Origin of the sequence: Cupriavidus sp. DF5525 (assembly GCF_040149425.2) — a bacterium.
Taxonomy (GTDB): domain Bacteria; phylum Pseudomonadota; class Gammaproteobacteria; order Burkholderiales; family Burkholderiaceae; genus Cupriavidus; species Cupriavidus pickettii_A.
The window spans coordinates 2,654,900-2,669,858 of record NZ_CP168265.1 but is presented as its reverse complement, the minus strand read 5'-3'; the positions used below and the strand labels follow the sequence as shown (position 1 = coordinate 2,669,858).

Annotated in this window: 15 protein-coding genes; 7 read left to right on the top strand and 8 right to left on the bottom strand. The window is 63.4% G+C overall.

Annotated features, from left to right (window positions below):
* Positions 1-282: 282 nt before the first annotated feature.
* The 3 genes from acs (at position 283) to ABNX08_RS12430 (ending at position 2,807) form a co-directional block, all read left to right on the top strand.
* A complete protein-coding gene (acs, locus tag ABNX08_RS12440; protein WP_349607183.1) occupies positions 283-2,265 on the top strand; it encodes an acetate--CoA ligase in 1,983 nt (660 codons plus the stop codon).
* Between the two features lie 94 nt (positions 2,266-2,359).
* The gene (locus ABNX08_RS12435) at positions 2,360-2,494 is read left to right on the top strand and encodes a hypothetical protein (RefSeq protein ID WP_349607184.1); all 135 of its coding nucleotides are present in this window, start codon (positions 2,360-2,362) and stop codon (positions 2,492-2,494) included.
* Positions 2,484-2,807 carry a hypothetical protein gene (locus ABNX08_RS12430; protein ID WP_022535550.1) on the top strand — a complete coding sequence of 108 codons (324 nt, stop codon included), beginning with the start codon at positions 2,484-2,486 and terminating at the stop codon, positions 2,805-2,807. Before ABNX08_RS12435 ends, ABNX08_RS12430 begins: the two co-directional genes overlap by 11 nt.
* A 104-nt stretch (positions 2,808-2,911) precedes the next feature.
* Here ABNX08_RS12430 and ABNX08_RS12425 read toward each other — a convergent pair whose 3' ends face one another.
* From ABNX08_RS12425 to ABNX08_RS12415, 3 genes are read right to left on the bottom strand one after another with little or no spacing between them, the layout of a single operon-like run.
* Positions 2,912-3,388: an aminotransferase class V-fold PLP-dependent enzyme gene (locus tag ABNX08_RS12425; protein WP_374063602.1), complete on the bottom strand. Its 477-nt coding sequence runs from the start codon at positions 3,386-3,388 to the stop codon at positions 2,912-2,914.
* Positions 3,382-4,083, bottom strand: coding sequence for an aminotransferase class V-fold PLP-dependent enzyme (locus ABNX08_RS12420; RefSeq protein WP_349607186.1), 702 nt, complete (start codon positions 4,081-4,083; stop codon positions 3,382-3,384). Before ABNX08_RS12420 ends, ABNX08_RS12425 begins: the two co-directional genes overlap by 7 nt.
* 55 nt (positions 4,084-4,138) lie before the next feature.
* On the bottom strand, positions 4,139-4,996 hold the full coding sequence (locus tag ABNX08_RS12415) for a GNAT family N-acetyltransferase (RefSeq protein WP_022535548.1): 858 nt from the start codon (positions 4,994-4,996) through the stop codon (positions 4,139-4,141).
* Positions 4,997-5,392: 396 nt separating this feature from the next.
* On the opposite strand from ABNX08_RS12415, the gene ABNX08_RS12410 reads away from it, so the two are divergent.
* A complete protein-coding gene (locus ABNX08_RS12410) occupies positions 5,393-6,262 on the top strand; it encodes a cupin domain-containing protein (RefSeq protein ID WP_349607188.1) in 870 nt (289 codons plus the stop codon).
* A gap of 141 nt (positions 6,263-6,403) precedes the next feature.
* Here the strand turns inward: ABNX08_RS12410 and ABNX08_RS12405 are convergent, their stop codons facing one another.
* Positions 6,404-7,339, bottom strand: a complete 936-nt coding sequence (locus ABNX08_RS12405) for a LysR family transcriptional regulator (RefSeq protein ID WP_022535546.1) — start codon at positions 7,337-7,339, stop codon at positions 6,404-6,406.
* Between the two features lie 99 nt (positions 7,340-7,438).
* Between ABNX08_RS12405 and ABNX08_RS12400 the strand changes: the two genes are divergently transcribed.
* The 3 genes from ABNX08_RS12400 to ABNX08_RS12390 all read left to right on the top strand — a co-directional run bounded on the left by ABNX08_RS12400 (position 7,439) and on the right by ABNX08_RS12390 (position 10,192).
* Complete coding sequence (locus ABNX08_RS12400; RefSeq protein ID WP_349607189.1) at positions 7,439-8,935, top strand: FAD-binding oxidoreductase; 1,497 nt, start codon at positions 7,439-7,441, stop codon at positions 8,933-8,935.
* Between the two features lie 117 nt (positions 8,936-9,052).
* Positions 9,053-9,754, top strand: coding sequence for an HAD-IA family hydrolase (locus ABNX08_RS12395; RefSeq protein WP_022535544.1), 702 nt, complete (start codon positions 9,053-9,055; stop codon positions 9,752-9,754).
* Between the two features lie 87 nt (positions 9,755-9,841).
* Positions 9,842-10,192, top strand: coding sequence for a cupin domain-containing protein (locus tag ABNX08_RS12390; protein ID WP_022535543.1), 351 nt, complete (start codon positions 9,842-9,844; stop codon positions 10,190-10,192).
* 214 nt (positions 10,193-10,406) lie between these two features.
* On the opposite strand, the gene ABNX08_RS12385 is transcribed toward ABNX08_RS12390, so the two are convergent.
* From ABNX08_RS12385 to ABNX08_RS12370, 4 genes are all read right to left on the bottom strand, one after another.
* Positions 10,407-11,795, bottom strand: coding sequence for an IS4 family transposase (locus ABNX08_RS12385; protein ID WP_374063601.1), 1,389 nt, complete (start codon positions 11,793-11,795; stop codon positions 10,407-10,409).
* A 166-nt stretch (positions 11,796-11,961) separates the two neighbouring features.
* Complete coding sequence (locus ABNX08_RS12380; protein WP_022535540.1) at positions 11,962-13,152, bottom strand: FAD-binding oxidoreductase; 1,191 nt, start codon at positions 13,150-13,152, stop codon at positions 11,962-11,964.
* The gene (locus ABNX08_RS12375; protein WP_022535539.1) at positions 13,149-14,549 is read right to left on the bottom strand and encodes an NAD(P)/FAD-dependent oxidoreductase; all 1,401 of its coding nucleotides are present in this window, start codon (positions 14,547-14,549) and stop codon (positions 13,149-13,151) included. Before ABNX08_RS12375 ends, ABNX08_RS12380 begins: the two co-directional genes overlap by 4 nt.
* Positions 14,546-14,920 carry a (2Fe-2S)-binding protein gene (locus ABNX08_RS12370; RefSeq protein ID WP_041681495.1) on the bottom strand — a complete coding sequence of 125 codons (375 nt, stop codon included), beginning with the start codon at positions 14,918-14,920 and terminating at the stop codon, positions 14,546-14,548. Before ABNX08_RS12370 ends, ABNX08_RS12375 begins: the two co-directional genes overlap by 4 nt.
* Between the last annotated feature and the right edge of the window lie 39 nt (positions 14,921-14,959).

Below are 14,959 nucleotides of genomic sequence, written 5' to 3'. Positions count from 1 at the left end.
GCCTCCAACAGCGGGCGAGAAAACACCGGAAATTGCAAGTTCAAAGCGTATTCGGCAGCTTCTGCCAGAGCTGCGATGCGATACTTCATCCGGATCGCGAGCCTGCTCTCGCTCTTCATGCCGAGGACATACAAAGTACGTACCGCCGTAGCCGACAGCCATCACTGTCATGCGCTGCGCCGATCCCCTCGTCGCCATGATGCCATTTAGACATCGCTACTGGTGATACCAGCACGCTGGATCATCGGTTGGAAATTTTCTAAAACGCTCAGAGAAGTAGCCATGTCCGACATCGCCCCCCTGAAACGGGAACCCGAGCTGTTCAATCCGTCCGCGCTGTTTGTCAACAACGCGAACATTTCCGGCATGGATGGCTACCGGGCGATATGCGCCGCAGCCGAAGGAGATTACGAAGGCTTCTGGGCCCGGCAGGCGCATGACCTCATCAGCTGGCATAAGCCGTTCACCAGGACGCTGAATGAGGAGCGAGCCCCGTTCTACCGTTGGTTCGAGGACGGTGAGCTTAACGTTTCGTACAACTGCCTGGACCGGAATCTGGCGAACGGCAATGCCGGGAAGACAGCCATCATCTTTGAGGCCGACGACGGCCATGTCACGCGGATCACGTATGCGCAGCTTCACGCAAGGGTCTGTCAGTTTGCCAACGGCTTGCGGGCGCTTGGCATCGGGCAGGGTGATCGCGTAGTCATCTACATGCCGATGTCCATCGAAGGTATCGCCGCCATGCAGGCTTGCGCGCGCATCGGTGCGGTGCATTCCGTGGTCTTCGCCGGCTTCTCGGCCAGGTCCCTGCGCGAACGGATTGCGGATGCTGGCGCGGTGGCAGTGATCACGGCCGACGAGCAGGTGCGTGGCGGCAAGCATCTGCCGCTGAAATCCATCGTCGACGAAGCCCTGGACCTGGGCGGTTGCGACACTGTCAACAACGTTATCGTTTACAAGCGCACCGGCGCCAGCATCGATCTCGTCCCCGGACGTGACCTTTGGCTGGATTCGCTGATCGTCGATCAGCTCACCACCTGCGAGCCGGAATGGGTCGGAGCCGAGCATCCGCTGTTCGTCCTCTACACGTCAGGTTCTACCGGCAAGCCCAAAGGGGTGCAGCATGCATGCGGTGGCTATCTGCTGTGGGCGATGCTGACGATGAAGTGGACCTTCGACATTAAGCCCTCTGACGTATTCTGGTGCACGGCCGACATCGGCTGGATCACCGGCCACACCTATATCGCCTACGGCCCGCTTGCGGTGGGCGCGACCCAGGTCGTGTTCGAAGGTGTGCCGACCTACCCCAATGCCGATCGCTTCTGGGACATGGTCCGCAAGCATCGAACCACGATCTTCTATACCGCCCCGACGGCGATCCGCGCGCTGATCAAGGCTTGCGACAAGGACCCGGACCTGCATCCGAAGCACTACGATCTGTCCAGCCTGCGGCTGCTCGGCTCGGTGGGCGAGCCGATTAATCCGGAAGTGTGGATGTGGTACCACAAGAATGTTGGCAACGAGAAATGCCCGATCGTCGACACCTTCTGGCAAACCGAAACCGGCGGGCACATGATCAGCCCGTTGCCTGGCGTGACGCCGTTGCTGCCGGGCTCGTGCACGCTGCCGTTGCCGGGAATCATGGCCGCGGTGGTAGATGAAGCCGGCAACGAACTGCCGCATGGGCGAGGCGGCATCCTGGTCTTCAAGCGCCCGTGGCCGTCCATGATTCGTACGGTCTGGGGCGATCCGGAACGGTTCAAGTCAAGCTATTTCCCGCAGGAGCTGGGCGGCAAGCTTTATCTGGCAGGTGACGGCGCGGTGCGCAATGAAAAGACCGGCTACTTCAGCATTACAGGTCGCATCGACGACGTGCTCAACGTCTCCGGTCACCGTATGGGCACCATGGAGATCGAATCGGTGCTGGTCGCCAACCCGCACGTCGCGGAGGCCGCCGTGGTGGGCAAGCCGGACGATACCACCGGCGAAGCCATCTGCGCCTATGTCGTGCTGAAGGGCACTCGGCCTCAGGGCGATGAAGCGCAGCGGATCGCCAGGGAGTTGCGCGACTGGGTCGCCAGGGAGATCAGCCCCATCGCCAAGCCAAAGGAAATCCGCTTTGCCGACAACCTGCCCAAGACCCGCTCGGGCAAGGTGATGCGCCGGCTGCTGCGCGCCATCGCAAAGGGCGAACCGATTACGCAAGACCTGTCGACCCTTGAGGATGCTGGCATCCTGGAGCAACTCAGGCAAGCGCAGTAATCGTGCAATCCGACCGGCGCTCCGCACAGCGGGCGGGGCTGCCGGTCGCTGCACGTTTGTCAACAAGCGACTATATGAAGAGACTCAGGAACTGATGACGAACGTTTTCAAGTCCATGCGTATGCTCGAAACGATCAAGGACGGGCACTGGAGCCATCATCTGCAGGCAATTGCAATGCTGAAGGCCGCGAACATCAAGCCGGACATGGAGGGCCGCAATGTCGCCTAAGCAACGATGGACGGCAATGCGGCAGCGCTATCCATCGCTGGGTGTATTCGGGTACATCGACATGATGCTCAATTCGTCGATGCATCCCAGGACGCAGCATCGCGTGCTGGACTGCGTTGAAGAACAGCGCGTATGGGAGTGGCCGGGTTCGCCGGGGATCGGCATCACCCGTTTCGGACGCTTCGAGCATTCCTGCTGTGTGACGTTCGCACGCAGCGGCCAGCAGGCCATGTACTACGTGTGCCAGAACGGACGCTATCGCATGGAAGAGGCGCCGGCATTCGTATCAGAGTTCCATGCAGGCGATGAGTAAGCGCCTGCATCGTCGGTGCATGCTGTCGGCAAGACCGACAGCGCACTGGTCAACGCAGGGAACCGTGCCCGCAGCATCCAAGTCGACGGCGGAGCGCGGCATGCTCAGGCATGCCTGATGACCCGCCTGAGTGCATCCACGAAGAGATCGAGATCGCTTTTCAGCATATAAACATGTGGAGATACGCGAAGTCCGGCGACATGCCTGGCCTGGCGGAACTTGACGTGCACGCGGTGGGTCTGCCGGAGTTCCTGCTCGATCTTCCTGGCATCCAGACGATCCATGGAGAACAAACTTACCGCGCCAAGTTCGTCCGTATCGATCGGCGTGTATAGCCGGAATCCGGGGAGGTCGCGAACCTGGTTCACCCAATAGCGGGTCAGCTCGCGCAGCCGCGCGTGAATGTTCTCGGTGCCGATTTCCCGGTGGAAGTGGATCGCGGGCGCAATGCCCGCCTGTACCGCGGAGTTATAGGTGCCCAGATTCCAGTGGTCGAACTTGTTGATGCGCAGCGGCGGCGGATCGAACGGTGCCAGCAACGGCCAGGTGCTGTCGATCCGGCTTTCCCTGACGATCAACATGCCGTTGCCGACCGGTGCGCCAAGCGCCATTTATGCAGGCTTGTAACAAAGTAGTCGCAGTCGAGATCGCGGAAGCTGACCGGCATCTGGGCGAAAGTCTGGGCGCCGTCGATGATGGTGATGATGCCTTTGGATCGGGCCAGCTCGCAGAGCCGCTTCACCGGCAAGACGCGGCCGTTCCAGTGATACATGTGGGTGATCTGCATCACTCGCGTCTTCGGCGTGATGCCCGCTTCGTACGCCTTGAAGATATCCTGGTCGCTGGCCGTCAGGTCGAAGTCGACACACGCAACCTCGATGCCCTCCCTTTGCTGGCGCTGCTGCCATGCCGCGCACGCGCTCGGATAGTCCCACGCGGAAATCAGGACCTGGTCGCCGGCAGTGAGCGGTATGCCGAAAATGGCAGTGCTCAGACCCTCCGAAGTATTGCGGTTCAACGCGACTTCTTCCGGGCTGCAGTCCGCCAGTTGCGCGAGCTGCTGCTTGATGGCAGGGAGAGCGGCGTCGAGCTTGCTCCACATGTTGACATCCGGGTTATGGCTGATGAGGCGATAGGCATCAATCATGGCCTGTTCGACCACAAGCGGCGGGGGACTGACCGCGGCATTGTTGAGGTTCAGCAACGGCTGTTGCCTGGGATACGCGTCGCGAATGCGTTCCCAGAATGCTTCATCGGTGGGATGACTACTCGACATTGGGTATTCGCCTGCCTTTTCCCGATTCATAAGATGGCGGCTGTTTCGACGTGGCTCAGCAGAGCGCCTGGTTGATGATTGCGAACTGCTTGAGCGTGCTATCCGCCGGCGGTACGCCATTACGTGCCATCGCCACGACGGTATCCACCTGAACCAGTCCCGCCTGCGTGAGCCAGTCCTGCAGGCCGCTCGTTCCCGTGACATCCACGCGCACGAAAGACCCGGTGTAGGCGGCAGACCAGCAGGCAATCAAGGCTTTCGCGCGTTCACTGTCGGAGGCCACCACCGGCCCGATCGCATAGCCCCGCCCGAAGGGGCGCATGACCGAGAATCCGACCGCTTCGCCATTGCGCTCCAGCACCACGGTCTCGGCCATGGAGAGCAATGCCTTCAGCACTTCGCCCCGCGACATGCCGGTAGCGCGATTCCCCAGTTCGATGATCGTCTCGATATCGCCTGGTTCGAATGGACGCAGAGTTTCCCTTCCGTCAAGTGCAACCGGGTCGACGCCATTCATCGTGCCCTGATGCTGGTTGATGGTGCCGGTCGCGACGAAGCCGAGGCGCTCATACAGCGGCTGTCCGGCGGGGGTTGCATTGAGCAGCGTGCAGCGGTCGCCGAGCGCTTCCAGCACCAGGCGCATCAACTCACTGCCGATGCCCTTGCCTTGATGCGCCGGCGACACAATGATCATTCCAAGCGATGCCTGCTGTCCCTGCTTCCAGCAGAGCCCGGTGCCGATCACCACGCCAGCTTCCTTGGCGACAAAGCCGGTTCCATGGCGAAGGACAAATTGCCAGTCTTCGGCACGATGCGGCCAGCGCAAGGCTTGCGACAGCTCATGTGCCGCGGGCACGTCCTCTTCGCTCATCGCGCGGTAGGTAACTGGAGCAAGGATAGCGTGGCTTGGCATGGTGTCCTCCTTTTGAGTAAGCCGAATCAGCAACACGTCTGGCAGGGCTATGAACTGAAGCAATCTTGCCACAGTGTTCCCGCCTCTATACGGCGGAAATGCGATTCCACATGATCGTCTGACTGCCGCTTCGTCACGCAGAGCTTATGCCGTTGGGCCCGCGCCAGACCGCACAAATTGCTACGCCAGCGCACCTGCAATGGGCTTGCGAGATGCAGCCCGCTTTCCCACAGCAGGGGATTGACCGACGCCCATCATCAGCGACTTTTTCCGGATGCAGCAAATTCTGCTGATCGGCACGTTAAATGCCACTGTTTCTATGCCTGAACGCTGTCCAAACACGATACTTCAGAGGCTCGATAGTGCTGTAATTCTGTCCGGGGCGTAGGCGACGTCATGGCGAAGCTGAACCATGTCGGGCAACACCTACACCGATCGAACTTTTTCCTATTGAAGGCTTGCGCGGCTCATGTCTCACGCAGCGTAATCCTCATCGAATCGCGAGAACAAGTCATGTCGAGTTTGCAGCAGGGTGCCACCGTGCGCGCCACGCCGGCCACGTTTGTCAATTTGCGCGCGTTTGCGCAAGACCGTTCCCTCGGTGTACCCTTCACCGACGCTTCCGAGGAGAACGACTTCCTTTTCCGCCGTCGCATGCTGGACTTGCCGCCGGGACCGGTAACGGTGGGCGTTATCACACTGGACAGCGGGCGCGGGTCGGTAAAGGCACAGCCGGCAGATGAATTCATCATCGTCTGCGAGGGCAAGCTGACGCTGACCCATCCGGATCGCACGGCCGTGCTGGGTCCGGGCAACAGCGCTGTGCTGTTACATGACGCAGAGTTCGCCTGGTCTGCTGACTGTTCGGTGTCGATCATCTTCATGCGCTACAACTACAGCCGCCCTGGGGTATGCGCGCTGCTGCCGATCGCGGAAGAGCCGGCACTGGAACCGTCCGGCGCGCCTTCGGCCGAGTTGCTGCTCACGCCGACTCCAGCTTGTCGCAACTACACAGACTATCGCTCTCAGGACGGGCAGTTCGTCTGTGGCACCTGGGATTCCACTCCCTACCATCGTCGGGCGATGTTCTATCCCCACTACGAACTTATGTATCTGTTGGAAGGCAGCGTGACGTTTGAAGATGAAACCGGCCGTAGCGGGACATTTTCGCGCGGCGATATCTTCCTGGTCGAACAGAATGCGGAGTGCAGCTGGGATAGCCGTGAGCAGGTGACCAAGGTTTATGGAATTTTCCGGCCGGCCTAATTAGTATTGCGAGCCGTTGACGTTCACTGGTGGTCTCCGCTTCACTGTGAAGCCTTGCCCACAGGCGGTCATGCCTGTGGGCTTTTTATTTGATGGTGCCTCTGATGCGCTGCGCAATGGACTGCGCCACAAGGGGCATCATTAGCGTCCGACCAGCTTCAACAGGCCCAGGCCCGGATACATGCGGTCGATCTCCACCAGATCCTGGTAGGTCTCCTCGAGGATCCAGTCGCGCAGCCTGGTTACGGTAGGGCGAGGTGACGGGGTCGCTTGCTGCACCAGATAGCATTGTCGGTTCGCGACGTGGACCTGGTTGATGGCCGGTACCAGTGCCCCCTGTCTCATCCAGTGGGTAACTACGTTCAGCCAGCCCGGCGCAATGCCCTGGCCGAGCATCGCTGTCTGTACCACGATCGAATAGTCGGAAAAATTCAGGTTGTACAAGTCCCGGCTACGTTGGCCGAGCTCGGGGAACAGCGTCGGCCAGTCCCGGTTGCTGTCGGTCAGGTTGATGAGCACGTCGCTGTCGCGGCCGGTATCGTCCCGATAGGCCGGGCTGCATAGCGGCAGGATGATTTCCGGCATCAGCAGTACGCTGTTCGACGGTGCTTCACCGGGCGAGAAAAAGCGCAGCCCCAGGTCGACGTCATGCATCGGCCCGCCCACCTTGCCGGAGATCAGCTGGAACCGCAGGTCGACGCCAGGGAAGTCCCGCCGCAGCTTCTCCATGCGCGGCATGATCCAGTGCGTCGTAAAGGCCGTTGAAACGGAGAGTGTGATGGTCTCCATTCCCGTTGCGCGCGCTTCAATCTCGCTGATCGACGCCTGGATGACGTTGAAGCCTTCGGTGATGGCGCGATGTAGCAGGCGGCCATTCTCGGTCAGTTCGACACCGCCGCGTACCCGATCGAACAACTGCACGCCCATGCGGTCTTCCATGCGCGCCAGCATCCGGCTGACGGCAGGCTGGCTGACATAAAGCTCGGCGGCGGCCTTGGTCAGGCTGCCGCATCGCCCGGCGGCCTCGAAGACAAACAATGCGTTGGCGCTGGGAAGTTTTCGCCGGAAATCAGCCATAACCTCAGATTATGTTCGCCCCAACAATTAGGAAGTTGTCGTGCTGGCGGGGGCTCCCTACACTTTGTGCATCGTACAACGGATTATCGGAGCAATGCCGTGTCTGTGCGTCACATGGGGTTATCGGCGGTGGGTTTTTCCGGCGAGAAGAGAGGCGAGGCCGTCGTCAACACGCCTATTACATTGAGCACCAGCACGGTCCGGCAAGAACCGGCGCAAGCATCACCCGGCGCCGGCAAATGGGGAAACGTTCTCATCACCCGCAACGGCATCCTGTCAGACCGCACTCGGTCGAGCGCGCATTCCTCTGCTGACAGCTATTGGCACGATGGCATCGCGCCATTCCCGACCTCGGCGACTGAACTGCCCACCAAAGTCGACGTGGCAATCGTCGGCGCCGGATTCTGCGGCTTGTCCGCGGCGCTGGCGTTGGCCAGGCAAGGGGCGAATGTCGTGGTCCTGGAAGCGCAGGCGTCCATTGCAGCGGAAGCGTCCGGCCGCAACGGCGGCCATGTCAACAACGGCCTGGCCGTCGACTACGCCACGCTTGCCGCGCGCGTCGGCGCCGACCAGGCGCGCGAGTGGTACCACGCGTACGACGCCGGCGTGGATGCCGTGGAGGCGCTGATTCGGGACGAGGGCATCGACTGCGATTTCGTTCGCCATGGCAAGCTCAAGCTCGCCTCGCGGCCCGAGCACTATGACATGCTGGCGCGCAGCTGCGAACAACTGGTGAGTTCGGGTGTGGACCCGGATGTCGAGCTGCTGAGCGCAAGCCGCGTCAGGCAGGAAGTTGCCAGCGACCGCTACGCCGGCGGGCTGCTGTACCGCAAGAGCGGCCAGATGCACATGGGCCGCTTTGCCCACGGGCTGGCGCAGGCAGCTGCACGCCAGGGCGCGCAAATTCATCTGCGCACGGCCGTGGAGAAGATCGAGCGTATCGGGCAGGCGCAGGGACACCGCCTGTACACGACCCGCGGTACGGTGCAGGCCAATCAGGTGCTGTTGGCCACCGGCACGACGCAGCACGGCGGTTACCGCAGCTTCGGATGGATCCGCCGGCGCATCGTTCCCATCGGCAGCTTTGTCATGGCCACGGAGCCGCTGGGCCGCGCTCGCGCGCAGGCGCTGCTGTCGGAGCGGCGTACCTATGTCACGACCGCGAACCTGCACAACTATTTCCGCCTCACGCCCGACGACCGTCTGCTGTTCGGCGGCCGGGCGCGCTTTACCGCCTCGCTACCGCAGTCCGATAGCCGCAGCGGCGAAATCCTGCGCGCAACCATGCTGGAAGCCTTTCCGCAGCTTGCCGACGTGGCGATCACGCACTGCTGGGGCGGGCTGGTCGACATGACGCAAGACCGCCTGCCGCACGCCGGCGAGCGCGACGGCCTTTACTACGCGATGGGATTCAGCGGGCATGGCACGCAGATGGCCGTGCTGATGGGGCAGCGCATGGCCCGCGTGATGGCGGGGGATATCCTGGCCAACCCCTGGCGCACGCGCGACTGGCCGGCCATCCCGGGCCATCTGGGACCGCCGTGGTTCCTTCCCGCCGTCGGCCTGTACTTCAAGCTCAAGGACCTGGTGTCGTGAGCCCACTGTAACGGAAGTGGCGCAAGCAAGCTTTGTTTCGATGTCTGGCACCGCGGTCGCCTCCATACGCGACCAGTAGGCAGTTTTTTTTCTCTTCTTTACTAGCAGAGGTATTTCATGGCACTCAAAGACTTCAAGGTACTTACGTTCGACGTGGTTGGCACGCTGATTGACTTCGAGGGCGGGATGCTCGACTACTTCCGTCGCGCCGTGCCCGGCAGCGCCATCAGCGATGAGGATTTCCTGGCCGCCTATCGCCGTACCCGCGCCGCTGACAAGACGATGTGGTATCCCGATGACCTGGAACGTTGCTGGCACCTGATGGCGCAGAGCCTTGGCCTCCCCGACTCCGACGAACTCGCCTGTGGCCTGCGGGACTCCGTGGTCAACTGGAAGGCGTTCCCGGATTCGGTCGAAGCGCTGAAGCGTTTGCGCAAGCATTTCAAGCTGGTGGCGATGACCAACGCCCAGCGCTGGGCACTGACTCACTTCGAGAAGACGCTGGACTTCCCGTTTGACGACACCGTCACCTGTGACGATGCCCTGACGGAAAAGCCCGATCCGCAGTACTTCGCCTATGCGCGTGGCCGCTATGACGGCAAATGGGGTTACAAGCAGGCAGACAATCTTCATGTGGCGCAGAGCCAATACCACGACATCGGCATTGCGAAGAAGCTTGGGCTGAAGACCTGCTGGATCGAGCGCCGTCATGCGCAGAAGGGATTCGGCGGCACCATGGAAGTGCCGGAGCTGACCAAGCCGGACTACCACTTCCATTCGCTGGCACAACTGGCGGACGCTGTAGAGGACAACCAGTAAGGCAGTCCCATCCGGGGGGGCGGTGTCGCTGCGTCGCACCGCCTTGTTCGTTCCCTATCTTTTCCCTTCTCTCGCTCCCTGATCTACATGCCCATCACTATCATTCCGCAATCCGTGACTTGCAGCGACCTGACCGACGACGGTCCTGTCGGCAGGCCGTTAAGCCAACCACCATGCCGCACCAGCAGCTTCAAGGTTGACCTCGAGGGGGCCGGACAGAACCGGACCGGACTGTGGGAATGCACGGTCGGCTCCTACGAACGGCAAGTCGAGGAAGCCGAAGTCATGCACATCCTTGCCGGTGAGTGCCTGTTCACGCCGGCGGGTGGCACGCCGATCCGGATCAAGGCCGGCGACACGCTGTTCTTCCCGGCGAACACGACCGGCATCTGGGAAATTCTGGAACCCTTGCGCAAGGTCTATGTGATCCTGCAGTGATCGGAACGCGAGCGGGACGAAAGCCGCTCGTTGCACGCTCGCGCATCTGACAAAGTCGCGAGTTCACGCATACGCACCCCTCTCCCGCGTGCGGGAGAGGGGTGGGGTGAGGGCTGGAGCGTCAACGAAGTAACGCGCGCCGGTGTTGCCAGCGCCTGCCCTCTCCCCCGGCCCCTCTCCCGCAAGCTTGCCTTTACCCACAACTTCCGGCGGCTTACTCGTTTTTCTGGAAGATCCGATACATTTCGGTGATTTCGTGCAGGGCGAGGAAGCCGCGCCACAGGACGGTGGCTCCCGGGGGATCGTCGTTTTTGCGACCCAGGTAGCCACCGAGCTTGGCGATCCAAAGGACAGCTTCGCTGAGTTTGGGCGCCTGCTCCGGTGGCTTGGTGGTGCCGTGCGTGCGGCAGTACAAAGCCCGCCATTCGAGCGATTGCAGTAGCACCGAGCAAGGGATATCGGCTTCGAGCCGGCCCAGCATGGTCGCGTACATAATGCGCCAGCCGATCACGGCGAACAGCGCCGTGGCCCGCAGGAACCGCTCCAGCGTCCCGAACTGCCGGGCCTCGATCTGGCAGCCACTTTTCAGGACACGATGCCAGGATTCAATGGTCCAGCGCCGGGCGTACCAGCTCAGCCGTTCGAGCACATCTTCCAGCGTTTGGGTGGGCATCGAACTGAGCAACATCCATTCGAGCGGCTCAACGCCTTCGGGCGGCTCGATTTCCAGCGCGTGAATGGCAAACACTTCGAGACTCGGTAGCCCCTCTGCACCGCGGCTGCGCGGCGCTCGCAGTTGGACCGGCACACAGCGCAAAGCCAGTCGGGCACTACGTGCCTGCCTGGCGCCGGACCTGGGCACGTGCAGTACGGTCTCCCCAAGTACAGGAGCCGCGGCAACCGTCTCCCACAGATACTTCTCTGGGTGGTCCACGCCCCGATTCCAGGCGGCCCGCACCAACCAGTCCACCCCCGCTGGGCGCGGCGCCAGAAACACGTCATACACATCGCCCTCGCGATCGCTGACGGCAACAAGGTGCGTGTCCGGACACTGCATCTTGAGCGGCTCAAGGCATTCCAGCCCCTCCAGCCACTTCACGCTTTCCTTGTCACGAATGGACAGCGCCCGGCGCTGCCTGGCCTTGCCCGATGCTTGCGGCGCACGCACCCACGTCTTCATGCTCAACACGCCCAGTGGCAGGCCCTCAGGCGTCACCGCCAGCACGCTGTGCAACATGAATCCGTGCAAATTGCCGCCCGTGCCGTGACCAAGTCCCTCAGTCGCGGGCAAATTTGCCAGATTGAATTCCGTGGTGTCCTGCACCGTCAGGACGACAGGCACCTGCTGCATGCGACCCACGGTTTGAGCGACGTGGCTCGCCAGTATTCCGTCCGGGTCAACCGCCTCATTATCAAAGAAGCGATATGCCGCCTTGAGTTGGGCACCACTCAAGGCCTGCGGGAACGAAACATGGGCCTTTTGCGCCAGTCCGCGCGCCAATGCCACAAGGCGCTGCGTGCGACGTGCATCGCCCAACTGAGCGCCACCGAATTCGTCGCTGGCCCAATCTTCCAGATCTTCCGTATCAGGCAAAATTGCCACCACTGATTGTCAACTTCACCCGAAGTTAACACCGTCCAATCCGGTTTACAACCTTTCCTATCGAGATGTGGGTAAAGGCAAGCGCAAGCGGGAGAGGGGAGCAAACAAGCGTGCACCGCACGCTCGCGCATCGCACACCCGCGTCATCGGATCAAAGCCACGCGGATCAGTTCGTTTCCAGCAGCACCTGCGCACGCGCAAAGCGCCAGATGGCATAAGGCTCCAGGGGAATCGAGGTACTCCCCGTGGCGATCAGCTCCGCCATGGTTTCGCCGACGCCGGGGCTGATCGCAAAGCCTTCACCATTGAAGCCGAAGGCGTAGTACAGGCCGGGCACCGTGGCGCTGGGGCCCATCACGGGCTGCCAGTCGGCGGTATAGCCTTCGATGCCGCTCCACACGCGAATCAGCTGCACATGCTCGAAGGCCGGCACGAAACGGCGCAGTTCGCGCAGCTGGCGCAGCACGTTGTCGGGCTTCACGTAGGCGCGAATGCGGTCGGTGTAGGCCGGCCCCTTGAGGCCGCCGCCGAACACGATGTTGCCGCGTGAGATCTGGCGGAAGTACAGGCCCTCATGCTCGATCGGCGACGAAATGCCGATGGAGGGGCCGATGGCATAGGGCAGCGGCTCGGTCACGCCCATCTGCGGGCCGCGCGCGTCCATCGGCACGGCCTCGCCGAACTGTTCGGCCATACGGTTGGACCAGGCGCCGCACGCCACCAGCATCTGCGGAGCACGAAAGCGCCGGCCATCCGCGGTGTGCGCGACAAAGCCATTGGCGTCGCGCTCGACCTGCATCACCTCGGCGTGCTCGACGATCTGTGCGCCGGCGCGACGCGCGGCGCGTGCGAAGGCGGGTCCGGCCAGGCGCGGATTGGCATGGCCGTCCTGCGGCGAGTACGAACCTGCCACCACGCCGGGCGCAAAGATGCCCCAGCGCCGGCGCAACTGCTCGGCGCTGAAGAGCTCCAGGTCCAGCCCGAGCGGCTTCACGTCGCGCGCGTGCTGCTCGAGCACGGCGGCCTGCTGTTCGGTGTAGCACACGCGCAGGTGGCCGTACGGGACGAACTCGAGGTCCTCGCCCAGCAGTTCCTTCACGCGGCCCCAGACGGCGCGCGCCCGGTTGGCCAGCGGCATCTGGTGCAGCGCACGTCCCTGGCGGCGCACATTGCCGAAGTTGGTGCCGCTGGCCTGGCGCCCGACCAGCTCGCGCTCCAGCAGCACCACCGAGAGGCCCTGCTGGCGCAGGAAGAAAGCGGTGGTAGTGCCCATCAGGCCGCCACCGAGCACCAGCACATCGGCGTCGTGCGTCCTGGTTGCCGTGCTCGCTGTCGTGCTAGTTTTGGTGCCACTCATGGCTGCACCTCATGTGTATTCATCATCAGTGGCTTGACCGGTGCCTGCGAGCGCAGGCGACCGACTTGTTCGACCGGAATGCCGCAGGCCTGCGCCACGATCTCGGCCGCGGCATGGCTGCAGAAGCGTCCCTGGCAGCGGCCCATGCCGACGCGGCTGAAGGCCTTGGCCCGATTGACTTCCTGGCTGTCCAGCTCGGTCACGCAGCGGCGCAGCTCGCCCACCGTCACGGCCTCGCAGCGGCATACCACTGCGGCATCGGGCAGGGCGGCGGCCTGCGTGTGCGGCCACGGAAAGGCGCGCGCCAGCCCTTGGCGGAAGCGATCCATTTGGCCCAGCGTGCGGCGCAGCGCAGCCGATTCCGCGGCATATTGTGCGCGGCCCCGCTCATGCCCGAGGTCGGCCAGCGCCGCCAGGGCCGCGAGCCGGCCCGCGGCCTCGGCCCCATCGGCACCGAGGATGCGCGCGCCGTCGCCGGCCAGGTACACGCCGCGCGTGCTGCTGCGGCCGTCCGTGTCGATGCGCGGCAGCCACTGGCGGCTCACGGGTTCGAAGGCGAACTCGCAGCGCGCGAGGTCGGCCAGTTGCGTCTCGGCGCGCAGGTGCCAGCCCAGGCCCACGGCGTCGCATTCGAAGCGCTGCTCGCGCCCGCGCGCATCGCGCACGGTCACGGCCTGCACGCCAAGGCGGTCATCGCCGTCGATCGCCAGCGGGGTCACGCCCTGCAGCACCGGTATGCCGGCATGCTTGAGGCCGCGGATCAGTCCGAGCCCGCGCAGCGCCAGCCGGGGGCGCGCCAGCAGGCCGGCAATGGCGCCCCAGGATTTATTAGCGGGGGCGGTGTCGAGTACCGCCGCCACGCGCGCGCCGGCCTGCACGTACTGCGAGGCCACCAGGTAGAGCAGCGGCCCGCTGCCGAGGAAGACGACTTGCGTACCGATGGCGCAGGCCTGTGCCTTCAGCGCGATCTGCGAGGCGCCCAGGCTGTAGCAGCCGGCGCGGTGCCAGCCAGGCACCGGCATGAGCCGGTCGGTGGCACCGGAGCACACCAGCAGTGCGTCGAAGGGCAGCGTCTGCGGCTCGTCCTCGCGCACGACGTGCAGCTCGCCCTCGGTCAGGTTCCACGCCAGCGTGTTAGGGCGGTAGTCGATCTGCGCGCGCAGTGCGTCGAAGTCGCGGTGCAGCGCCTGGGCCTTGTCGGCCTCGCTGCCATAGAGCTTGGCGTAGGAGCGTTTGAAGCCTTCGGGCTGGCGGCGGTAGATCTGGCCGCCGTCGCGCCGGCCTTCGTCGATCACGGTAGGGCGCAGCCCGGCCTGCACCAGTGCCTGGGCCGCGCGTACGCCGGCGGGGCCGGTGCCGACCACGACGATGCGGGGCGATACTGATGGCGCGTTCATGCGGCGGCTCCCGGCGCGTGGCGCGCGAGCGATTCCTGCAGGTCTGGCGTCGCGGGCCAGTGGTGCGCGGGCGGTCGGGTCAGCACTTCCATGCCGGCCTCGGCAGGCGTGGAACAGGCGCGCAGGCGCTCGCCGGCGGGCGTCCATACCCAGCAGTCCTGGCAGGCGCCCATCAGGCAGAAGCCCGCGCGCGGGCCGTCGCCGAATTCGCTGTCGCGCACGCGCCGGCCATGCAGCAGCAGGGCGACCAGAAGGGTGTCACCCGCCAGTGCAGTGGCAGTTTGGCCATCGATGCGCAGGGTGATGGCGGGACGGTCGGATTCTGCCAGCCGCATGAATCGCGCAGGCAGTGGGGGAGCGTTGTCGGGCATGGGCGGCGGCTCGGCGTTGGTTTGGAACAATGGTCTGAC